General features: G+C 59.4%; 16 protein-coding genes and 1 pseudogene. 10 read left to right on the top strand and 7 right to left on the bottom strand.

Going from position 1 to position 17,183, the window contains the following annotated elements; translation table 11 throughout:
- The first annotated feature begins 29 nt into the window (after nt 1–29).
- The 4 genes from AB4O35_RS25215 (at nt 30) to AB4O35_RS25200 (ending at nt 3,880) form a co-directional block, all read left to right on the top strand.
- Nucleotides 30–464: a hypothetical protein gene (locus AB4O35_RS25215; RefSeq protein WP_065874233.1), complete on the top strand. Its 435-nt coding sequence runs from the start codon at nt 30–32 to the stop codon at nt 462–464.
- Complete coding sequence (locus AB4O35_RS25210; protein ID WP_065946201.1) at nt 461–1,921, top strand: ATPase domain-containing protein; 1,461 nt, start codon at nt 461–463, stop codon at nt 1,919–1,921. Before AB4O35_RS25215 ends, AB4O35_RS25210 begins: the two co-directional genes overlap by 4 nt.
- Before the next feature lie 8 nt (nt 1,922–1,929).
- Nucleotides 1,930–2,949 carry a sensor histidine kinase gene (locus AB4O35_RS25205; RefSeq protein ID WP_065946202.1) on the top strand — a complete coding sequence of 340 codons (1,020 nt, stop codon included), beginning with the start codon at nt 1,930–1,932 and terminating at the stop codon, nt 2,947–2,949.
- 133 nt (nt 2,950–3,082) lie between these two features.
- Entirely contained in the window at nt 3,083–3,880 is a 798-nt protein-coding gene (locus AB4O35_RS25200; protein ID WP_065880841.1) for a DNA/RNA non-specific endonuclease, read from the top strand.
- A 770-nt stretch (nt 3,881–4,650) separates the two neighbouring features.
- Here AB4O35_RS25200 and AB4O35_RS25195 read toward each other — a convergent pair.
- The gene (locus AB4O35_RS25195; RefSeq protein WP_065874229.1) at nt 4,651–4,812 is read right to left on the bottom strand and encodes a DUF2986 domain-containing protein; all 162 of its coding nucleotides are present in this window, start codon (nt 4,810–4,812) and stop codon (nt 4,651–4,653) included.
- A 150-nt stretch (nt 4,813–4,962) separates the two neighbouring features.
- Here AB4O35_RS25195 and panB point away from each other — a divergent pair, with 150 nt between their 5' ends.
- Entirely contained in the window at nt 4,963–5,778 is an 816-nt protein-coding gene (panB, locus tag AB4O35_RS25190; RefSeq protein WP_065874228.1) for a 3-methyl-2-oxobutanoate hydroxymethyltransferase, read from the top strand.
- Here panB and AB4O35_RS25185 read toward each other — a convergent pair.
- From AB4O35_RS25185 to AB4O35_RS25175, 3 genes are read right to left on the bottom strand one after another with little or no spacing between them, the layout of a single operon-like run.
- Nucleotides 5,766–7,160 carry an aminotransferase-like domain-containing protein gene (locus AB4O35_RS25185; protein WP_065874227.1) on the bottom strand — a complete coding sequence of 465 codons (1,395 nt, stop codon included), beginning with the start codon at nt 7,158–7,160 and terminating at the stop codon, nt 5,766–5,768. The genes panB and AB4O35_RS25185 overlap by 13 nt on opposite strands.
- A 54-nt stretch (nt 7,161–7,214) precedes the next feature.
- A complete protein-coding gene (locus tag AB4O35_RS25180) occupies nt 7,215–7,733 on the bottom strand; it encodes a DUF2569 domain-containing protein (protein ID WP_065874226.1) in 519 nt (172 codons plus the stop codon).
- A gap of 37 nt (nt 7,734–7,770) precedes the next feature.
- Nucleotides 7,771–8,805 (bottom strand): alpha/beta hydrolase family protein, encoded by a 1,035-nt coding sequence (locus AB4O35_RS25175; RefSeq protein WP_065946203.1) that lies wholly within the window; start codon nt 8,803–8,805, stop codon nt 7,771–7,773.
- 245 nt (nt 8,806–9,050) lie between these two features.
- On the opposite strand from AB4O35_RS25175, the gene AB4O35_RS25170 reads away from it, so the two are divergent.
- Nucleotides 9,051–9,557, top strand: coding sequence for a hypothetical protein (locus AB4O35_RS25170; protein WP_139132525.1), 507 nt, complete (start codon nt 9,051–9,053; stop codon nt 9,555–9,557).
- 102 nt (nt 9,558–9,659) lie between these two features.
- The gene (locus AB4O35_RS25165; RefSeq protein ID WP_139132526.1) at nt 9,660–11,006 is read left to right on the top strand and encodes a hypothetical protein; all 1,347 of its coding nucleotides are present in this window, start codon (nt 9,660–9,662) and stop codon (nt 11,004–11,006) included.
- Nucleotides 11,007–11,097: 91 nt separating this feature from the next.
- Here the strand turns inward: AB4O35_RS25165 and AB4O35_RS25160 are convergent, their stop codons facing one another.
- Nucleotides 11,098–13,119: a methyl-accepting chemotaxis protein gene (locus AB4O35_RS25160; protein WP_065946205.1), complete on the bottom strand. Its 2,022-nt coding sequence runs from the start codon at nt 13,117–13,119 to the stop codon at nt 11,098–11,100.
- 270 nt (nt 13,120–13,389) lie between these two features.
- Between AB4O35_RS25160 and msrA the strand changes: the two genes are divergently transcribed.
- Entirely contained in the window at nt 13,390–13,896 is a 507-nt protein-coding gene (gene msrA / locus AB4O35_RS25155; RefSeq protein ID WP_065874221.1) for a peptide-methionine (S)-S-oxide reductase MsrA, read from the top strand.
- Between the two features lie 137 nt (nt 13,897–14,033).
- Here the strand turns inward: msrA and AB4O35_RS25150 are convergent, their stop codons facing one another.
- Both AB4O35_RS25150 and AB4O35_RS25145 read right to left on the bottom strand, forming a co-directional pair.
- The gene (locus AB4O35_RS25150; RefSeq protein ID WP_065874220.1) at nt 14,034–14,345 is read right to left on the bottom strand and encodes a hypothetical protein; all 312 of its coding nucleotides are present in this window, start codon (nt 14,343–14,345) and stop codon (nt 14,034–14,036) included.
- Nucleotides 14,346–14,494: 149 nt separating this feature from the next.
- Entirely contained in the window at nt 14,495–15,736 is a 1,242-nt protein-coding gene (locus tag AB4O35_RS25145) for an acyl-CoA dehydrogenase family protein (protein WP_065890407.1), read from the bottom strand.
- Between the two features lie 240 nt (nt 15,737–15,976).
- On the opposite strand from AB4O35_RS25145, the gene AB4O35_RS25140 reads away from it, so the two are divergent.
- Both AB4O35_RS25140 and AB4O35_RS25135 read left to right on the top strand, forming a co-directional pair.
- Complete coding sequence (locus tag AB4O35_RS25140; protein ID WP_065874218.1) at nt 15,977–16,900, top strand: ABC transporter substrate-binding protein; 924 nt, start codon at nt 15,977–15,979, stop codon at nt 16,898–16,900.
- 60 nt (nt 16,901–16,960) lie between these two features.
- A pseudogene (locus AB4O35_RS25135) lies at nt 16,961–17,122 on the top strand (helix-turn-helix domain-containing transcriptional regulator); the annotation flags it as partial.
- Nucleotides 17,123–17,183: the final 61 nt, after the last annotated feature.

Raw genomic sequence — 17,183 nt, 5'->3', positions numbered from 1 at the left:
TACCTCAATTCATCAGATATTAGCCTGTCATGTCCACGCTAAGCGAAGAGAGCCGCCAGATCGTAGCGTCTCTGGCGCACCGTGTTGGTCCCACCGCTGATATCGCAGGCATCGCCGAGGCGATCATTTCGATATTGCAGGACATGGACGCAGCACTCACGCCCATCATCGGGCAGCAAGGGGTTGTGGCGCTCTTGCGCCGCAGCCTGCTCCTCAGTGCCTCGAAGCACTCCCGGCTGGCTGGCACGTACGAACGTGTACAGGTCACGCCGGATCTGATCGGCCTCAAAACCGTATTGATCGAGCAAAGCGAAGCCGATGCGCTGTTTTTCGGTGAGGTGCTGCTGACCACTTTTTATACGTTGCTGACCTCGCTGGTCGGGCGGTCGCTGACGGCCCGGTTACTGCGCAACGTGTGGGAACCTTCTTTGAGCGACACCCCTTCGCAGGAAAATTCGCCATGAGCTCCAAAGTAACTATCAACCGCCTGGCTACCGGTGTGCCAGGTCTGGACGAGGTGCTGGGCGGAGGATTGCCGGAATTTTCGTTCAACCTGATCGCCGGCCCACCTGGCTGCGGCAAGACCACGCTGGCGCATCAAATGATGTTTGCCCTCGCGACCCCTGAACGCCCCGCGCTGTTTTTCACCGTGTTGGGCGAGCCGCCGCTGAAGATGCTGCGTTATCAGCAGCAGTTCGACTTTTTCGATAATGAAGCGATCAACCAGTCGATCCGCTATATCAACCTGGCCGATGACACCCTGGCCGGTAATCTGGATGAGGTGTTGCGGCGAATTGTCAGCGAAGTGGAGACACATTCGCCGTCGCTGGTGTTTGTCGATTCCTTCCGCTCCGTGGTGCTGGCCAGCCAGACGCAGACCAACCCCAATAACAACCTGCCGCAGTTCGTTCAGCAACTGGGCATGTTGATGACTACCTGGCAGGCGACCACCTTTCTGATCGGCGAGTATTTCACCGAAACCGACACCAACCCGATTTTCACCGTGGCCGATGGGCTGATCTGGTTGCGCCAGAGCGTCGAGCGCAATTCGATGGTGCGCAAGATGGAAATCATGAAGATGCGCGGCCAGCCGACCTTGCCGGGGCTGCACACCTTCCGTATCGAGAGCTCCGGCATCAAGGTCTTCGCGCCCGCGGCCATCGACCCGGTCGAGACACCGATGGCGCTGCCTATCCAACGCCTTAAAATGGGCGTGCCACGCCTTGACGAGATGCTCGGAGGCGGCCTGCCACGGGGCTACTCACTGTTGGTCGCGGGGCCTTCGGGGTCGGGCAAAAGCATCCTGGCGGCGACGTTCCTGGCCGAGGGTGCGCGTAATGGCGAAACCGGCGTGATTGCGGTCTTCGAGCAACGGCCCAACCGCTCGCAAAACGCCACACTGGCCGACCTGATTACCTGTGGCAACGTCAGCCTGGTGGACAGCCGGGCGCCGGACCTGTCGATCGACGAAATCGTCCAGCAGTTGCTCAGTGAAATCAGGCGCTTGAACGCCACGCGGGTGGTCATCGATTCACTGTCGGGCTTTGAGCTGGCCTTGGCGCCGACCTTCCGGGCGGACTTTCGTGAGTCGTTGTCGCGCATGGTCACGGCGTTGACCCGCGTCGGCGTCAGCGTGTTGATGACCTCGGAACTGGAAGACCGCTACACCGACCTGCGCTTCAGCCCCTACGGCACGGCGTTCCTGACCGACGCGATCATCGTGCAGCGCTACATTGAAGTGCGTAGCCGCCTGTTGCGCATCATGGCGGTGGTCAAAGTGCGTGCCAGTGCCCACTGCGATGAGTTGCGCCAATACCGCATCACTGACGATGGCCTGCAGATCGGCGAGATGCTTCCCGATCAGGAAGGACTGCTCGGCGGTCGCCCGACTACCCGGAACACAGGGAGTGACAATGTTTGAGCTGACTCATGAGTGACCGTGCTGGAGAGGAGGAGCGTAAGGTAGCCAATGCTGCCCACGAACTCTTCCTGCTTGGCCGCAAAACCGTTGAAGCCCGCGCGGTATTGGCTGCGCTGCAGGATCAGCTGAGTGACGCGAATAATCGTCTGGAAGACGCCCAGCACGTCGAGCAACTGATCGAAGCCAATCAGCAACTGGTGCTGGCAATACTCCTGACGCAATCCGACGCAATCGCGGCGCCTCAGGTCGAGGAGCTGCTGTTGTTCCAGGAGCTGCGCGAAGCGAATGCGCAATTGGTGATCGCCGCACTCAGCGCCCAGGACCTTCAGGCCACGGCCGAGCTTGCACTGGGCCAGCAGAAAAGCATCCTGGCGATGGTCGCCCATGAACTGCGTAACCCGCTGACGCCTATCAGCCTGATTGCCGAGCGCATGGTCAGGCTGCCCAGCGACCAACTGCCGCGCATGCGTGAGTTGATCGAAGGCCAGGTCCAGCATATTTCCCAACTGGTCGACGACCTGCTGGATGTCTCACGCGCCAGCACCGGTAAGCTGCGCATCCAGTGTCGCGAGGTGGACATGCTGCGCATCTTGAATGCCGCGGTCGACGCGTGCAGCCCGGTGATGATCGCGCGAAATCAGCAGTTCGACGTGGCGCTTCCCGACGCTAGCCTGATCATGAGCGGTGACCCCGTGCGGCTCGCGCAGATCCTGCACAACCTGCTGGGCAATGCGGCCAAGTACACCCAGACCGGTGGCACCGTCTCGATGGTGGTCACTGTGGAGGCCGAGCAACTGAGGATCTGCATTTCCGATAATGGCATCGGCGTGACCGCCAATGCCCTGCCGTTCATTTTTGATCCTTATGTGCAAGACGCCCACGCCATCGGGTTCAACAGCGCCGGCCTGGGCATTGGCTTGACCGTCTTGCGCGAACTGGTCGAAGCCCACGGCGGCACGGTCTCGGGCAAGAGTGACGGGCATGGCAAGGGCAGCGAATTTGTGGTGATGCTGCCCCTGTCGGTGTAATGGGGCGAACGCGCGGCACCAAAGTGACTTATGAGGGTCCATAAACCCCGCACGGCTGTCTGTGGTCGTGCGCCTGTCGGTTCCGTGCCTCGGAACCTGTCGTCCGTTTTACCCTCAGCATAAGATCTAAAGCATGTACCTACGCAACATTGCAGTCGGGCTGTCGGCCCTTGTTTTGCTCTCTACCGCTGTAGAAGCCCGCAATCTGGCAAACCCCTACACCCCCACCGAGCAACGCGCTTCATTTGAGGGTTGCGCTGAGCTTTTCCCTGCCAACACGCCGATCAAAACCGCCACCATCCCCGCGTCGATGAAACCTCTGGCGCTGTGTTCCGACACGTTTGCAGTGCTGTACTCGCAAACCAGCAAGACGCCGCTGGTGGTGGTCGAACGCCTGAATGCCGCGCAGTTGAAAGAGGCGAAAGGCGAGGAGCGTACCAACCAGTTCTACCCCGACCCACGCATCCCCAAGGCTGGGCGCGCTGAGTTGAGTGACTACCGCAGCCAGCACCCGGCTGTGGACCGCGGCCACCAGGCCCCGGCCGCCGACGCACCGGATGCCCACGCGATGGCCCAATCCTTCGCACTGTCGAACATGGTGCCGCAAGACCCCACCAACAACCGCAAGATCTGGAGCAAGGTCGAGGCCGACGTGCGCAAGTTTGCCAAGCGTGCTGGCGGCGATGTGTATGTATTCACCGGTCCGCTGTTCGACCCGGGCCACGGCACCATTGGCGACAACCACGTCTGGGTGCCGACGCGGCTGTTTAAATTGGTGTACGACGCCTCAAGCAAGCGAGCCTGGGCGTATGTGCTACCCAACGCTGAGACGCGCATCCAGAAGCCGATGGACTACGACACCTTTGTGAAGAGCACCGGCCTCAAGTTGCTGGGGAATCTTCCGGTGTCAGGGTCGGTGGGGAGGGGTTGACCGACGCATCTCCACTCTCCTGACCGGCACGGCGGGCGCAGCACCCAACCGCAGCAGAGATCAAATGTGGGAGCTGTCGAGCCCAGGCGAGGCTGCGAAGGCGGCATTGCCAACATCTCCATCGCCTGACCCACCGCTTTCGCAGCCTCTCTAAAGCTCGACAGCTCCCACAGGGGATTGGCGGTGTTGGTTGGATTTCGGTTTTGGCCGCGAGCGCAATTTCAGCAGCGATAAAGATCAAAGGTGGGAGCTGTCGAGCCCCAGCGAGGCTGCGAAGGCGGCGGCACTGCCAACATCTCCATCGCCTGACACACCGCTTTCGCAGCCTCGCTAAAGCTTGACAGCTCCCACAGGGGATTGGCGGTGTTGGTTGGATTTCGGTTTTGGCCGCGAGCGCAATTTCAGCAGCGACAAAGATCAAAGGTGGGAGCTGTCGAGCCCCAGCGAGGCTGCGAAGGCGGCGGCATTGCCAACATCTTCCTCGCCTGACCCACCGCTTTCGCAGCCTCGCTAAAGCTCGACAGCTCCCACAGGGGATTGGCGGTGTTGGTTGGATTTCGGTCTTGGCTGCGGGCGCAATTCCAGCAGCGATAAAGATCAAATGTGGGAGCTGTCGGGCCCAGGCGAGGCTGCGAAGGCGGCGGTACTGCAAACATCTCCATCGCCTGACCCACCGCTTTCGCAGCCTCGCTAAAGCTCGACAGCTCCCACAGGGGATTGGCGGTGTTGGTTGAGTTTTCGTTTGCCTGAGGTGTTGAGCGGTGGCTGAATCAGCTTTCCGGGGACACGCCTGGCTCTTGAACCGCTTCAGCCGCCAGCTTTTCCCGGTCTGCCTTGCTGACGTACGTATCCTTTTTCTTCGGCGCCAATTTGGCGCTGGCCTTTTTGGCCTTGGCCTTGAAGAGCTGCTTCAGTTTTTTCTGGCGGTTCATGTCTTTCTACCCGGGCTGTACAGGCTCGGGATGATACCAGCTTAAAAACCGACGCCATTCCCTGAGTCGCTTTTTAGCACCAATCTGTGCATTGAATCGCCCTCACTTTTGCCAATAATCGGGTCCTCCAGCGCACAACGGACGACACTGATGAGCATCCACAGCCGCACCCAACGCATGACCGTCCCGCAACTGGTCGCCATGAAGAGCCAGCAGAAAATCGTCTCCCTGACGGCTTACTCCAGCGCCATCGCCAAGCTGATCGATCCTTTGGTCGATTTCATCCTGGTCGGTGATTCCACGGCCATGGTCGGGTATGGCCGTCCCTCGACCTTGAGCATGCAACTTGAAGAAATCATCGGCCACACCCGGGCCGTGGTCGATAGCACGCGCCTGGCCTGTGTGATTGCCGACATGCCGTTTGGCAGTTATCAGGAATCCAATGAACAGGCCTTTCGCAATTGCGCCCAGGTGCTGGCGCGCACCGGCTGCGACGCCGTCAAGCTGGAAGCCAACCAGGCGTTAGCCGGCACCGTCGAGTTTCTGGTGGCGCGCGGTATTCCGGTGATGGCGCATGTGGGGCTGATGCCGCAGTTCGTCAACGTGATGGGCGGCTTCAAGGCTCAGGGGCTCACCGCCGAAACCGGTGCTCGGATTGCCGAGGATGCACGAGCCAATCTGCAGGCGGGTGCGTTCAGCCTGTTGCTCGAAGGGGTGGCAGAGGGCGTGGCCCGGCAGATTACCCTCGATTCGGCAATGCCCACGATCGGCATCGGTGCTTCACCGGCCTGCGACGGCCAGGTCCTGGTGACTGAAGATGTGCTGGGCCTGGGCGGCGAGCAGATGCCACGCTTCGTCAAACAATACGCGGACGTGGGCGCGGTGATCCGCGATGCCTGCGAGCGGTTTGCCGACGACGTGCGTCACGGTCGTTTCCCTGAGGCGCGGCACTGTTACGGGCTTTGACGGATTGCCCGGGCCAGTTGCTCCACGGCCTGGGCGATGTCCTTGCTCCAATCGAGGGTAAAGCTCAGGCGCACATGCTGCTTCCAGGCACCTTGCTGGCTGAACAGTTCGCCGGGGGCGATGACGATGCGTTCTGCCAGCAGGCGATCGAACACGCGGTGCATGTCGACCGGGTGCGTGGCTTCAAGCCAAAAGCACGCGCCGCCCTGCGGGATCTGCACCTCAAAGGCACCCTTGCCGTGTTCGTCCAGCAGGCCTTTCATCCGGGTCATACAGTCCTGCAACAAGGCCCGTAGTGTGTGCAGATGCGCGTCGATGCGCTTGGAGGTGAATAGCTTGGCAATCGCCTTCTGGCGGATCGGCGACAGACGAAATGCCCGCGCCAGGAACGCCTGCTGCAACTGCGCCCCAAACCCACGGCACAGCACATAGCCGTAGGGTGCCTCCGAGCCGATCACCTTGTCGAAAGTCGAGAACACCAGCAGTTTCTGCGGGTCGGCAACGTCGCGATAGCGGGCCGGCCGGGGTGTGAAATACAACTCGCCGTAGGTGTCGTTTTCGAACAACCAGATATCCCGCTCCGCCAGCCATTGGCAGATCTGCTGTTTATCCTCAGCCGGCATGCGGCTGCCGTGGGGGATGTTCACGGTGGACGACAGCACCGCCAGGCGAATGGGCGCGTGCTTGAGCAGGTGATTGAGCGCAGGCAGGTCGAAGCGCCCGTCGGCGTCGAGGTGCAGTTCGATCACGCGGATGTTCGCGGCTTTGAGCTGGCGCAAGATCGCCCACGAGCACGGTGACTCCACCAACGCCACTGTGCCCGCCAAGCCCAAGGCGTTCAGCGACAACTCCAGCACGCTGTGCAGGTCCGCGCCGACGTAGACCTGATCGGCCTGCCAGTAGTTGTCAGTGGCGCAGGTGTAGCGCTCGGCCAATGCAGCGCGCAGCTCCGGTTCGCCAAAGGGCAGGTACAACGGTGCCAGTGAGCGCGGGTATTGGCGGGCCATCTCCCGCTCAATCATCAACAGTGGGTTTTCCAGCGACATCAGCATGGCCGGCGCGTCGCTGCTCAGGGCCAGCATGCCCGGCTGGCGGGCGCTGGCAAAGACCTGATCGAGCAGGCAGGGTGCGCGCTCAGTCAATAAAGGCGCCTGCATCAAACAAGTGAAGTAACCGAACTTGGCCCTGGCGTAGACCCGTCCTTCATCCTCAAGGAGCGCGTAGGCGTACTTGGTGGTCGACACCGATACGCCGAGGCGCTGCGCCAACTGGCGCAGCGACGGCAACTTGTGGTCGCCTTGCGAAGGGCTTGCCTCGATCAACTCGACGAGGTAGCGGTACACCGCTTGATAGGCGAACGGGGCGCCTTTAGGTGTATCCATAACCCTTTGCGCCGCATGACTTGCCATTGCAGGGGACACGGGCAGGGTGCTCTGTTAAAGGTTGACGACGGTGCGAGTGTCAGCGCTCTCAGGCCTATGCTCTACAAACGTTGCCTGTACCCGCTTGGATACCAGCATGTAAGGCACCCAGATAAACAAGCCAAACAATGCCCGGACCATTTCTTTTAGTGTGTTGTAATCGAACAGGGGCTGATTCACCAGGACAAACGAGCAGACCCAGGCATCGAGAGGAATGAAAATCACCGAGAAAATGACCGTGGCGATATACACCTTGGGGAACAAGTAATGCTTCCTGAGGAACAGGTAGACCAAATAAGCATAGGTAGCAGCCAGTAGTACGCTGATGACTGTTTCTGAAATCAGAATCGGCGCCCATAGCGGGTTATACAAGGACGATCCCTGCGTGCTCACAGCCGTAAAAGTGCCATTTGCGAAGATGGGGTAATACACGGCGAGAACGTTATAGCTCAGGCGGATAACCGATATAAACAGGCCTATTCCAACGAGCACGAGCCAGCCTCGTAATCCTCTCAAATCTTTGCTCTCTTGCATGTTGCACTCCGTGGGTGAGTAAGGGTTCGAATTTTAATCATTTGCTGAGCGATTGCCGCAGAAACGTAGTAATCAGTCCTACCACCTGTTGTTGGATCTCTACTCTGGGTCGGGCCCCTTCACCATCGCGGCAAATCATGCCATCGCCTGGCGAGTCCTCTTCGATCAACGCCATGCCGCCCGGCTTGCAGATCGACATAAAGCTGAAGTGAGTGGCGTCGGCGATCTCTACGTAGTGCGTTGATGCTTTAGGCAACCGCTTGGCCATGTCGGCGGACTCCAGGTTGGGGTCCATATCCTCCGTTGGCACGCCCCCCGCAATCACCAGTGCCGGCACCGGCAGTGCGGCCAGGCTGGCGTCGGTGAAGCCGCGCGACAGGCCCAGGTCCAATGTCACCACGGCGCCGACGCGTGGGTCGCGCAGGGCAGCGGCCAGTTGGGCCTTCGCAGCCGGTGTCGCGGCGGGTTTTATCTGCTGGTAGCCGACGCAGCCACCCAACTTCGGATGGGCAGTGCAGTCCCGGGCGAAGAGGTCCGGGTCGAAGCGGGCACCGGCGATTTCCATGGCCGTCCATCCCCCAATAGAGTGACCCACCACGGCGATCCGGTTTTCCGCCACCGTGCCGAACTGCTTCGGCTGGGCGATCACCGCATCGATGGCCCGGCTCAGGTCTTTGGGCCGTTGCCATAACTGCGCGGCAGCCTGCGGGCTGCGGTCCTTGCTGGTGGTGCCGGGATGGTTGACCGCCGCCACGATGTAACCCCGATGGGCCAAGGCGCTGGCCAGCCACACCTGATTGCCCCAGTTACCGCCGTAACCATGGGAGAGCACCACCAGCGGGTGTTCGCCGCTTTGCGCAGGCGCGTCGGGCACCGCGAGGGCACCGAAGGACACTGCGTCGTCACGAATCAGCTCGGGTGCGGTTGTGGTGGCGGTGGGGTACCAGACGACCATTTGCAACGGGCGCTGCTTATCAAGGACGGTGATGTTTTTGAAGCCGATAGCTGTGGTATCGGCGAATACCGGCGCCGCCATGATAATCAGCAGCAGTGCGGTGAGGGTGCTTTTCACAGTTTTATCGTCTTTGATGTGAGGGCCGCATCATGCCTTGAAACAGAACGTTTTAATAGAGGGGAGGCGGGACTAGGAAGTTGCTGACGTATTCCTACTTTTAAGTATGACGGCGTTGTCCTTCGTTATTTTAGGACGTGGGTGGCTTTATTCGGTTAATTAATCGTGCAATGGTGGGGGCGTGAATCTTACAGTTGGATTGATTTGAATCTTATGTGTTAACTCCTGACGCTATGGTGATAATTATGAAAAGCTTGATTGTATATTCAGGCGGTAAGCGTGCAAGCTCGTACTCGCTTGCCTTGCTCGCTATTTTAATGATTTCTACAATAGGAACTGCATGGGCGGCGGAGTTTTCTATTACTAAGGCTGAAGCGCCAGGTCCCGTACTTGTATTGTCCAATTCCAATACTGATCCTGGTGTCGGGTTTTCGAAGTTCAGCATTCTGTACCCGGACATTCCCGCAGGAACACTCAACGATCCCAAGCAGTTGTTAGAGATTCGGTGGAGTACCACGTATTATCCCGGGACGCTCAATGATGAGGTGCGCCTGTGTTACTACCGGCCCTTCAGTTCTCAAGAAAACTGTGAACAAATCTATCCGAACTCTTCAGGCGTGTTGATGGGTTTTAACGATCAGGCCTTCGGTCATGGTTCGAAAGTCATGATTTATCACAAAGTGTTGGGTGGTACACCCCCTTACGCTCGTCCTGCTGGCGTCGACTCTGTGACATTTAAATATAGGTATTAATCAGCTGTGTGACGCCCGCGGTCAGTTCTGCTGCGGGTGTTCTATACAGGGAAGAAGTTTTTTATATGAAGATTCACACGCTGTCACGCAAGGTGAATACCAATGATCAGCATCAGTCCATATACGTCATCGCCTGACAGGCGCGTGATGAGCGATTCCCTCAACGTTGCTACTCCGACCTCTGTCTCTCCTGATAACGGCAAGATGGAGGCGCCTATTTCAACAAGTCATAACGGTATCGCCACCGTCTCGATCCTGGCGCGTCAATTGAGTGATGCGGCAACGCGGGCTGAAACGCCCATGGGCCAAAAGAACGCCGAATCGCTCGAACTGATGACCGACGACAAGTATTTCGCCAATAAAGCGCAACACGACGGGGAGATTCCAGCTACCGACGACCCTGAAGTCTTGGCACGGGCGAAACAGGCGACCGGCTTCCTCAACGGCCATGACAGCAACCCTTTCAAAGGCCTGGTGCGTGATCAACTCAACTTGATCGCCCGCGACAGCGGCGGCGTCTTCACGGTTAACGAGCGGCGTGCGGCGCTGGAAGCGATGCAGTCGATGGAGTCCCCAGTGGCCTTGGACCCGAAGCCGACTCCTGTTAACGGCCGTGAGATCATGATTTTGCGCTTGTTTCGCGGTAGCGAACCCCCCGTCGCCCTTCCACCTGCGACCTCTGAGAACGGGACCCAACGGTCCAGCGAATTCCTCACCCTTGATGATCGTGCCCTGATCTCGGATATGTACGCTTATGCGCAGTCAGAAGGTGCGGATTTACGCTACGTCGATCGATTGGTCTCAGCACTCGGCACCTATCGTCATTACAGCGACGGTCGTCAACTCATTGGCAGTAATGGCTATTACGTAGACGAGTATTGGACGACGTTCGATTTCAAGCCGGAGGACGCCATAATCGCATCAAATATCCTGACCGGTTCTGCCTTCAGCAGCACCCGTATCGATCAGGGCTTTTTGCAACACATCCTGAGCCCTGGCAACGGAGCGTTCAGCCATATTGGCGGCATACCATTCCTGGAGCAGATGGTGAAAAGATTCTCCAGTGAAGCCGTGGGTCAACCGCCACTTGGCAGTGAATTCGCCACCTTCGAATATGCCAAGACTGCGGACCATATCGTCAGCACCACGCACAAGGACATAAAACTTCCACCCTCCAAGGTGGTAGTCGAGGTCGTCAATGGCGTCTGGAGCGTCACCGAGTACGGCAAGGCCGCTGGTTATACGCTGGATGCTGCCACGCGCCGGGTGTACAAGCCGATTGAGCCCCCAGCCGATCAAGTGCAACAGCGCTCGCCCTTGAATATTCCTGCCGGCGAAGCGCCCAACAACACCCTGCTCGACGCTCTCGCAGACACCCGCGAGCAGCCAACAACACGATGGATCTGGCCCGGCCATCTGTTCAAACTGATGAAAAACTTCAAACCCTGAAGCGCGACTGTCTGCCAGGCACTGCAAGCGCATTTTGCTGATGCGCATTGCAGCCCAGCCGCCTCAGGCACCCGCGCCTCCCCGTTAAAGCCTACGCGTGCGTAAGCCCCGTCAACGTATCCGCAATGGTCTTCGTGCGTTGCGCTGTCCCCTCAGTCGCACGGCTTGACGCCTCCAGTGCATCGAGCATTTCGCGCAGCGCGCCCACCCCAGTGGACTGGTCCTCAATCTGCTGGGCAACACGCTGGATCTCGCTCGACAGCAGATCGATATCCACACCAATCTCCGCCGCATTCTTACGCGTGATCTCTGCCAGTTTGCGCACTTCGTCCGCCACCACTGCAAAGCCCCGGCCCAGGTCGCCCGCGCGCGCCGCCTCGATGGCGGCGTTGAGCGCCAGCAGGTTGGTCTGCCCGGCGATTTGCTGGATCACCTGCACAATCGACTGGATACGCAAACTTGAACCCGCCAGGGTGCGTGCGCCTTCCACTGCGACATCTGCCTGGTTCGACAGCCCCTCCACCGTCGCTCCAGCCTGGGCAGACACGCTGTTCTGCCGATCAATGGTGCCCACCAAATCATCCATCGACGCATGCAACTCACCCGAGTAATGCTTGAGCTGCGAAGCAATGTCCTCCTGCTGCCGCTCGGCTTGCGCCAACACTTGGCCCAAGTCTGCCAGGCCTTCGAACACCGGCAGGATATTGCGGTCCAGCCCACGGGTATTCAGGGTGTCGGTAAAGTCTTTGTTCTTGAACGCGTTAATCTGCTTGACCACCACATGGTTCAATCCCGCCAGTTTCTTCACCTGCCGGCGCAGGAAAAACGCCTTGAACTCGCCGTAATGGGCGATGAAATTGTCGACGTACTCGTCATTGAAACTGGCGCCTTTGGCCACCCGAAAGAAGAAAATCGCCGTCAGCGTCTGGTTCAGGTTCAGCCCCAGGATTTCACCAAAGGTCGAAAACCCCGCCAGCGGCACATCCCCAAACGTGCCGGCCATGCTGCCCAGTTCGGCGCCGTTGTTCAGCCGGCGCAAAATGCAGTCATTTAGGATACCCGCCACCGGCTGGCCACCCTTGCCGCGCAAAAATTGCTCGTAGTCCAAACGCGTTGCCTCACGCAACGGCGTACGCCGCACCATCACCAACTCTTCACCGGGCGCCACGTCGCAAAACAGCTGCACGATCTGCTGCTCATAGTCGATGCGCGCGATGGAGCGCACGAACAATTCACTGCCCACGCGGATGGCAAACGAGTAGTCCGCCAGTTTCGATTCCAGCGCCTGGGGCGTGCAGTTGAACGCATCGCACAGCGCTTGCACCATGCTCTTGATGTTGCCGCTGCTGTCGATCACCTGGTCAATCGTGCGGTCCTCTACCGACGCGGTCAGCACGCTGAAGGTCAAATCCGCCGGCTTGAAATTCTGGCTCTTGAACACGCCAAACCGCACCTGGGCTGCCGTCTTCAGGAACACAATCTGCGCATGGTTCTGATAACTGCGCTGGCCGTCGTGGATCAGCGTCTTCTGGAAGTCCGACTTGCCCCCGGCCGACCCGCCCACGAATAAACACGGAAAACGCCCGGACTCATACAGTGCCTCCATGAAAAACGACTCCGACGCCGACAGCCCGTCGAACACCACGTAAGCCAAGGTATCGCGATGATCGATCTGCGTACGCACCTGCACCCGCTTGATATTGCTCACCAACTTGGCAATCCGCTCCTGCATCCCCAGGCGCTTGCCGCCACTGCGAATGTCCTCACACTCCAACGGCACCATCACCACCTCGGCGCAAGCGATCACGCTGTCGTCGAACAGCTGCAACACAATCCGGTCCCAGCGTTCGCCAGTGGCGCAGTAGAGCGAATTGGCTGCGTTGCACAACTCGCCGGACGTGGTGCACAGGCTGATGGTGCTTTGGGGAAAGCGCCGTTTGAGCTTGGCGGCGATTGGGTCGATGTCCAGGTGCGGGGAGATGAAGCCGGTGATGAGCGTAGGGTTGATGCGCAGGGTGGCTAAGGACGGCTCCAGTTCGCTGGCTGTGCAGGTGAGCGTGGTGGTGCCTTGACGGGCGGGCCGGGCTTTTTTGAGAAGGGCGAGTGGGTTCATGGTGGGGGCTCGATCGGGAGGGGGCGCAGGGTGTAGGCATGCGGTTAGTAAGGTTATCGGCGGGTGGGGGGAGGACAGGAGGGGAGGTTGGGGGGATGCGACGGATGGCCGCACTTGGCAGTGAGAACTATGTGAAGCCGCGGGTCCTGCAATTAGTGCGTGACCTTAGAGAGTAGTGGTTTAAATCCGGGACAATCTGCCGCTCAACCTTGGTATTGGTCAATACAACCCCATAACTACCCTGTATCCATTGAACACAAGGGGCAGACCATGACCAACCAAACCGAAACCGCCATCCTCGCCGGCGGCTGCTTCTGGGGCATGCAAGACCTGCTCCGACGCTATCCCGGCGTGCTGCACACCCGTGTCGGCTATACCGGCGGTGATGTGCCGAATGCTACTTATCGCAACCACGGTAACCACGCCGAAGCGATTGAGATCGTCTTTGACCCGGCTGTAATCACTTACCGGCAGATTCTTGAGTTCTTTTTCCAGATACATGACCCGAGCACGCCTAATCGGCAGGGGAATGACCTTGGGCCCAGCTATCGTTCGGCGATTTATTACCTGAGCGAACAGCAAAGGGACATTGCCGAAGATACGGCAGCAGACGTTGATGCTTCTAAGTTATGGCCGGGGCGTGTGGTGACTGAAATTGAGCCGGCGGGGCCATTTTGGGAGGCGGAGCCTGAGCATCAGGATTATCTGGAGCGGATACCGAATGGGTATACCTGCCACTTCGTGCGGCCGAATTGGAAGCTGCCGAAGCGGGGTTGAGAGGGGGCGGCAGAGGAAGATGATTAGGCCTTAAATCGCGTGGTCGTGATTCATCTCCCAGTGAAATTATTGACTGTTCCTTGCGTCTCACGCCAGCAGTGCTGGCGCGATGCTTTCACCTGTAGATAAACGACGAATCACTTGCGGTAATGGCGTCGAAACTCGGTTTTGCCGTCATACAGGCGCTTGCAGGCTTTTCTGGACAGAATGGCGCAGGGAGTCAGCACGGCTGCAAATACGCACCACAACAGCGTGGCGTTGGTAAACAGATGGTCGTGGGCCAGCTTGGTGACATACCAGCTTGCCCCGACTGAGAGCACGATAAAAAAGATCACGCTTGCGAGAGGGGTGCCGTAGGAGATTTCTGCATGGCAGCCGCGACATACGCGGGCGCCCCATGGGACGTTGTTCATGCAGTGCGGGCAGGTGATGGTGCTGTTCGTTGACACAGGTTCATTCCTTTGAGGTTGTTCAAGGGGGCGCATTCTACGGTAAACCCTCCTGTACTACAGCCTCTCGGATTTGCGTTTGTGCCTGGAGGACTGCTGCGCAGTCCCAGCGGGAGCAAGCTCCCTCGCCACAGGCTTGGTGACCGTTGCTATCCCTTTGCTACGCCTACACGCCATTGCGCAGGTGGCAGGATTCCATTGACCAGGTAATTGCCCACAATCCGCGACTTGTACACGCGCGGGTTGTGGTTTGCCAGGGTTCGCGCGTTGCGCCACAGGCGGTCCAGCGCCTTGTTGCTGGCGGTGGCACTGGCGCCCAGGGCATCGAACAGTGCGGTGGTTGCTGCCAGCGTCGCATCCACCACCGGGTTCACGGCCAGGCACACTTCCAGCTCCGCCAATGCGACGTGCGGGTCGTCATCGTGCAACGGCTGATCGTGGGCGATCACGTACTGCGCCGTGTGCTCCAGGCGCTGCGCGGCCTGCTGGGCGATGGCTCGCGCGGCGTAGGCCTGGCTGGCGACTTCGCCGATCACTTGCAGCAGTTGCACATCCTGGCCTGCCGTGTCGGCATTGCCGGTGGTGAAGGTTCGGGCGCGTCTGCTCAGCTCTTCGGCGCCACTGAGGGCCGCGCGGCGGGCGATGCCGGCGAGGGTGCTGAGGTGGTAGAGCTGGAAGAACGATTGCCCATGGCCAAAACGCTGTTGAGTGGGGCGCACATCGTCGTCCACCACGGGCGCGTTATCGAAGAGGCAGGTGCCGCTGGCGGTGAGGCGTTGGCCGAAGCCGTTCCAGTCGTCGACGATCTGCACGCCGGGGGCTTTCAGGTCGACGACCACGCTGTAGATCGTGCCGTCTTCGCCGGTGGCGATGGTGTTGATCAAGTCGCTGTAGAGCGCGCCGGTGGTGTAGAACTTTTTGCCGGTGATGCGCAACGCGCCTGCTTCGTCACGGTGTAGGCGGGTTTCGAAATCACCGCGCGTCTGGTTGCCGACTTCGGTGCTGCCCGGGGACAGCAGGGCGCCCTGGCCGAGGCGGTCCAGCCATTTGGCGCGCCAGTCGTGGTCCTTGGCGCTGAGCACGTCTTCGCAAAAACCGAAGTGCCCGCGCAGGGCTTGTGTGATGTTGGAGTCGGCGGCGGATAATTCCGTGAGCAGCGCCAGCAGCTCGACCAGCGTTGCATCCTGGCCGCCATAGCTGGCTGGCAGGCGCCAGCGCGGCAAGCCCAATGCGTTCAGTTGCTGGATCACTGTGGCGAGGCTGCCGCGGGTCTGATCAGCCACGGCTGCCTGGGCGAGAATCTGCGCGAAGAGCGGCCGAAACGGCGCGACCAGTTGTTCGTAGCGGGCAGTGGGCGGTGTGCCCCAGATATTCAAAGCGGGAATTGGCATGCAATGGACCTTGCTGAAAGTGGTTCAGGTGCTGGGGTCCAGTGGTCTGGTGACGTCACCCTAACCCAAGGGTGGCGAAGTTTTTAATACGAAAATTAGCTAGCGAGCTGTGAGACGGTTCTATCGATAGTGCCCAACAGTATTAAGCGTCGGGCTTTTATTGCGATAGTTTCTACGGCAAACGACCAGACTGCATGCCCACAGATGGTTCAACAGCCATCTATTCCTGTGGGATTTCTTATGATCAACCGTCGCACACTGCTGTCCTTGCTGGGCTTGGCCTCTCTTGCATGTTATGGCCAATCGGCAGGGGCAGCCGGACCGCTGACCCTCACCGTGGGCGACCAGTTCTTCTCCAACCGCATCGTGCTGGAGTTGTCGGGCGAGCTGAAAGACTTGCCCTACACCATCGATTTCAAGCGCTTCAATACCGGCTCCCCGGTGGCCTCTGCCGTGGCGAGTGGCGCGCTGGATGTAGGCATCGTCGGCGATACCCCGGTGATCAGCCTGGCCGCCAATGGCGCGCCGGTCAAAGTGGTCGCCAGCACCCAGACCAGCCTCGACGGCGTGGGCATCGTGGCGCGCAAGGGGATTAAGTCGGTGGCCGACCTTAAAGGCAAGACCGTCGCTATCTGGAATGGTTCGTGGAGCCAACAACTGGCGTACAAGGCGCTGGATGAGGCGGGTGTGCCGCGCAGCAGCGTCAACTTCAAGTACCTGTTGCCGGCAGAGGCGAGCCTGGCGCTGACCCAGGGTGACATCGACGCCTTCGGTACCTGGGAACCCTACGTGTCGTTGCAGGAAAAAGAGGGCAGCACCTTGATCCGCAATGCCAAGGGCCTGATGAGCGCGCCGACCTACATCGTGGCGTACGAGCCGGCCCTGGCGCAAAAAAGCGCGATCATCAAAGACTTCATTGCGCGCCTCACCCGCGCTCGGGCGTGGAGCAGCACGCACGTTGATGAGTACGCCGAGGCGTGGTCCAAGGCCAACCAGTCGGCGCCGGACATCGCCAAAGTGTGGTTCAAGCGCGATGCGATCCAGGTGCTGCCGATCTCGCCGACGATCGTCAGCGAGGCCCAGGCCACGGCGGATTTTTTGGTGGATGCGCAGATGTTGAAGCAGCGGTATGACGTGGCGCCGTTGTTTGATCGGGTGCTTTAAAACGCGGAGTGCCGAGTCTGGAGTAGGTGTCCCCAGCCTTCCTGAAACAAAGAATCCGTAGAGGCGGCGGGGGTTAATCGCGAGAGTCTTTACAAAACGCTGAAGGGCGGATCAAAAACGCGCTATGAGACGATTCAGAAGCTGATGATGGCGTTAGGGGTTGAGCTGACTGTGCAGCCGATTGCGATCCAAAAAACACCGGCAGTCGTCCGCAAACCTTAGTACGAAAACGCGCACTTAAGCACGAAGCAGTTCGAGTGTGGGAGCTGGCTTGCCTGCGATC

Source organism: Pseudomonas sp. H1_A03 (assembly GCF_054685145.1).
This window is presented reverse-complemented; position numbering and strand designations above follow the sequence as displayed.

Bases quoted from the DNA above. Each gene is read 5' to 3' on its own strand.
- AB4O35_RS25185 (WP_065874227.1), bottom strand. From the start codon at position 7,160: ATGGATACACCTAAAGGCGCCCCGTTCGCCTATCAAGCGGTGTACCGC.
- AB4O35_RS25215 (WP_065874233.1), top strand. From the start codon at position 30: ATGTCCACGCTAAGCGAAGAGAGCCGCCAGATCGTAGCGTCTCTGGCG.
- AB4O35_RS25160 (WP_065946205.1), bottom strand. From the start codon at position 13,119: ATGAACCCACTCGCCCTTCTCAAAAAAGCCCGGCCCGCCCGTCAAGGC.
- AB4O35_RS25210 (WP_065946201.1), top strand. From the start codon at position 461: ATGAGCTCCAAAGTAACTATCAACCGCCTGGCTACCGGTGTGCCAGGT.
- AB4O35_RS25140 (WP_065874218.1), top strand. From the start codon at position 15,977: ATGATCAACCGTCGCACACTGCTGTCCTTGCTGGGCTTGGCCTCTCTT.
- panB (WP_065874228.1), top strand. From the start codon at position 4,963: ATGAGCATCCACAGCCGCACCCAACGCATGACCGTCCCGCAACTGGTC.
- AB4O35_RS25200 (WP_065880841.1), top strand. From the start codon at position 3,083: ATGTACCTACGCAACATTGCAGTCGGGCTGTCGGCCCTTGTTTTGCTC.
- AB4O35_RS25180 (WP_065874226.1), bottom strand. From the start codon at position 7,733: ATGCAAGAGAGCAAAGATTTGAGAGGATTACGAGGCTGGCTCGTGCTC.
- AB4O35_RS25170 (WP_139132525.1), top strand. From the start codon at position 9,051: ATGAAAAGCTTGATTGTATATTCAGGCGGTAAGCGTGCAAGCTCGTAC.
- AB4O35_RS25165 (WP_139132526.1), top strand. From the start codon at position 9,660: ATGATCAGCATCAGTCCATATACGTCATCGCCTGACAGGCGCGTGATG.
- AB4O35_RS25145 (WP_065890407.1), bottom strand. From the start codon at position 15,736: ATGCCAATTCCCGCTTTGAATATCTGGGGCACACCGCCCACTGCCCGC.
- AB4O35_RS25205 (WP_065946202.1), top strand. From the start codon at position 1,930: ATGAGTGACCGTGCTGGAGAGGAGGAGCGTAAGGTAGCCAATGCTGCC.
- msrA (WP_065874221.1), top strand. From the start codon at position 13,390: ATGACCAACCAAACCGAAACCGCCATCCTCGCCGGCGGCTGCTTCTGG.
- AB4O35_RS25195 (WP_065874229.1), bottom strand. From the start codon at position 4,812: ATGAACCGCCAGAAAAAACTGAAGCAGCTCTTCAAGGCCAAGGCCAAA.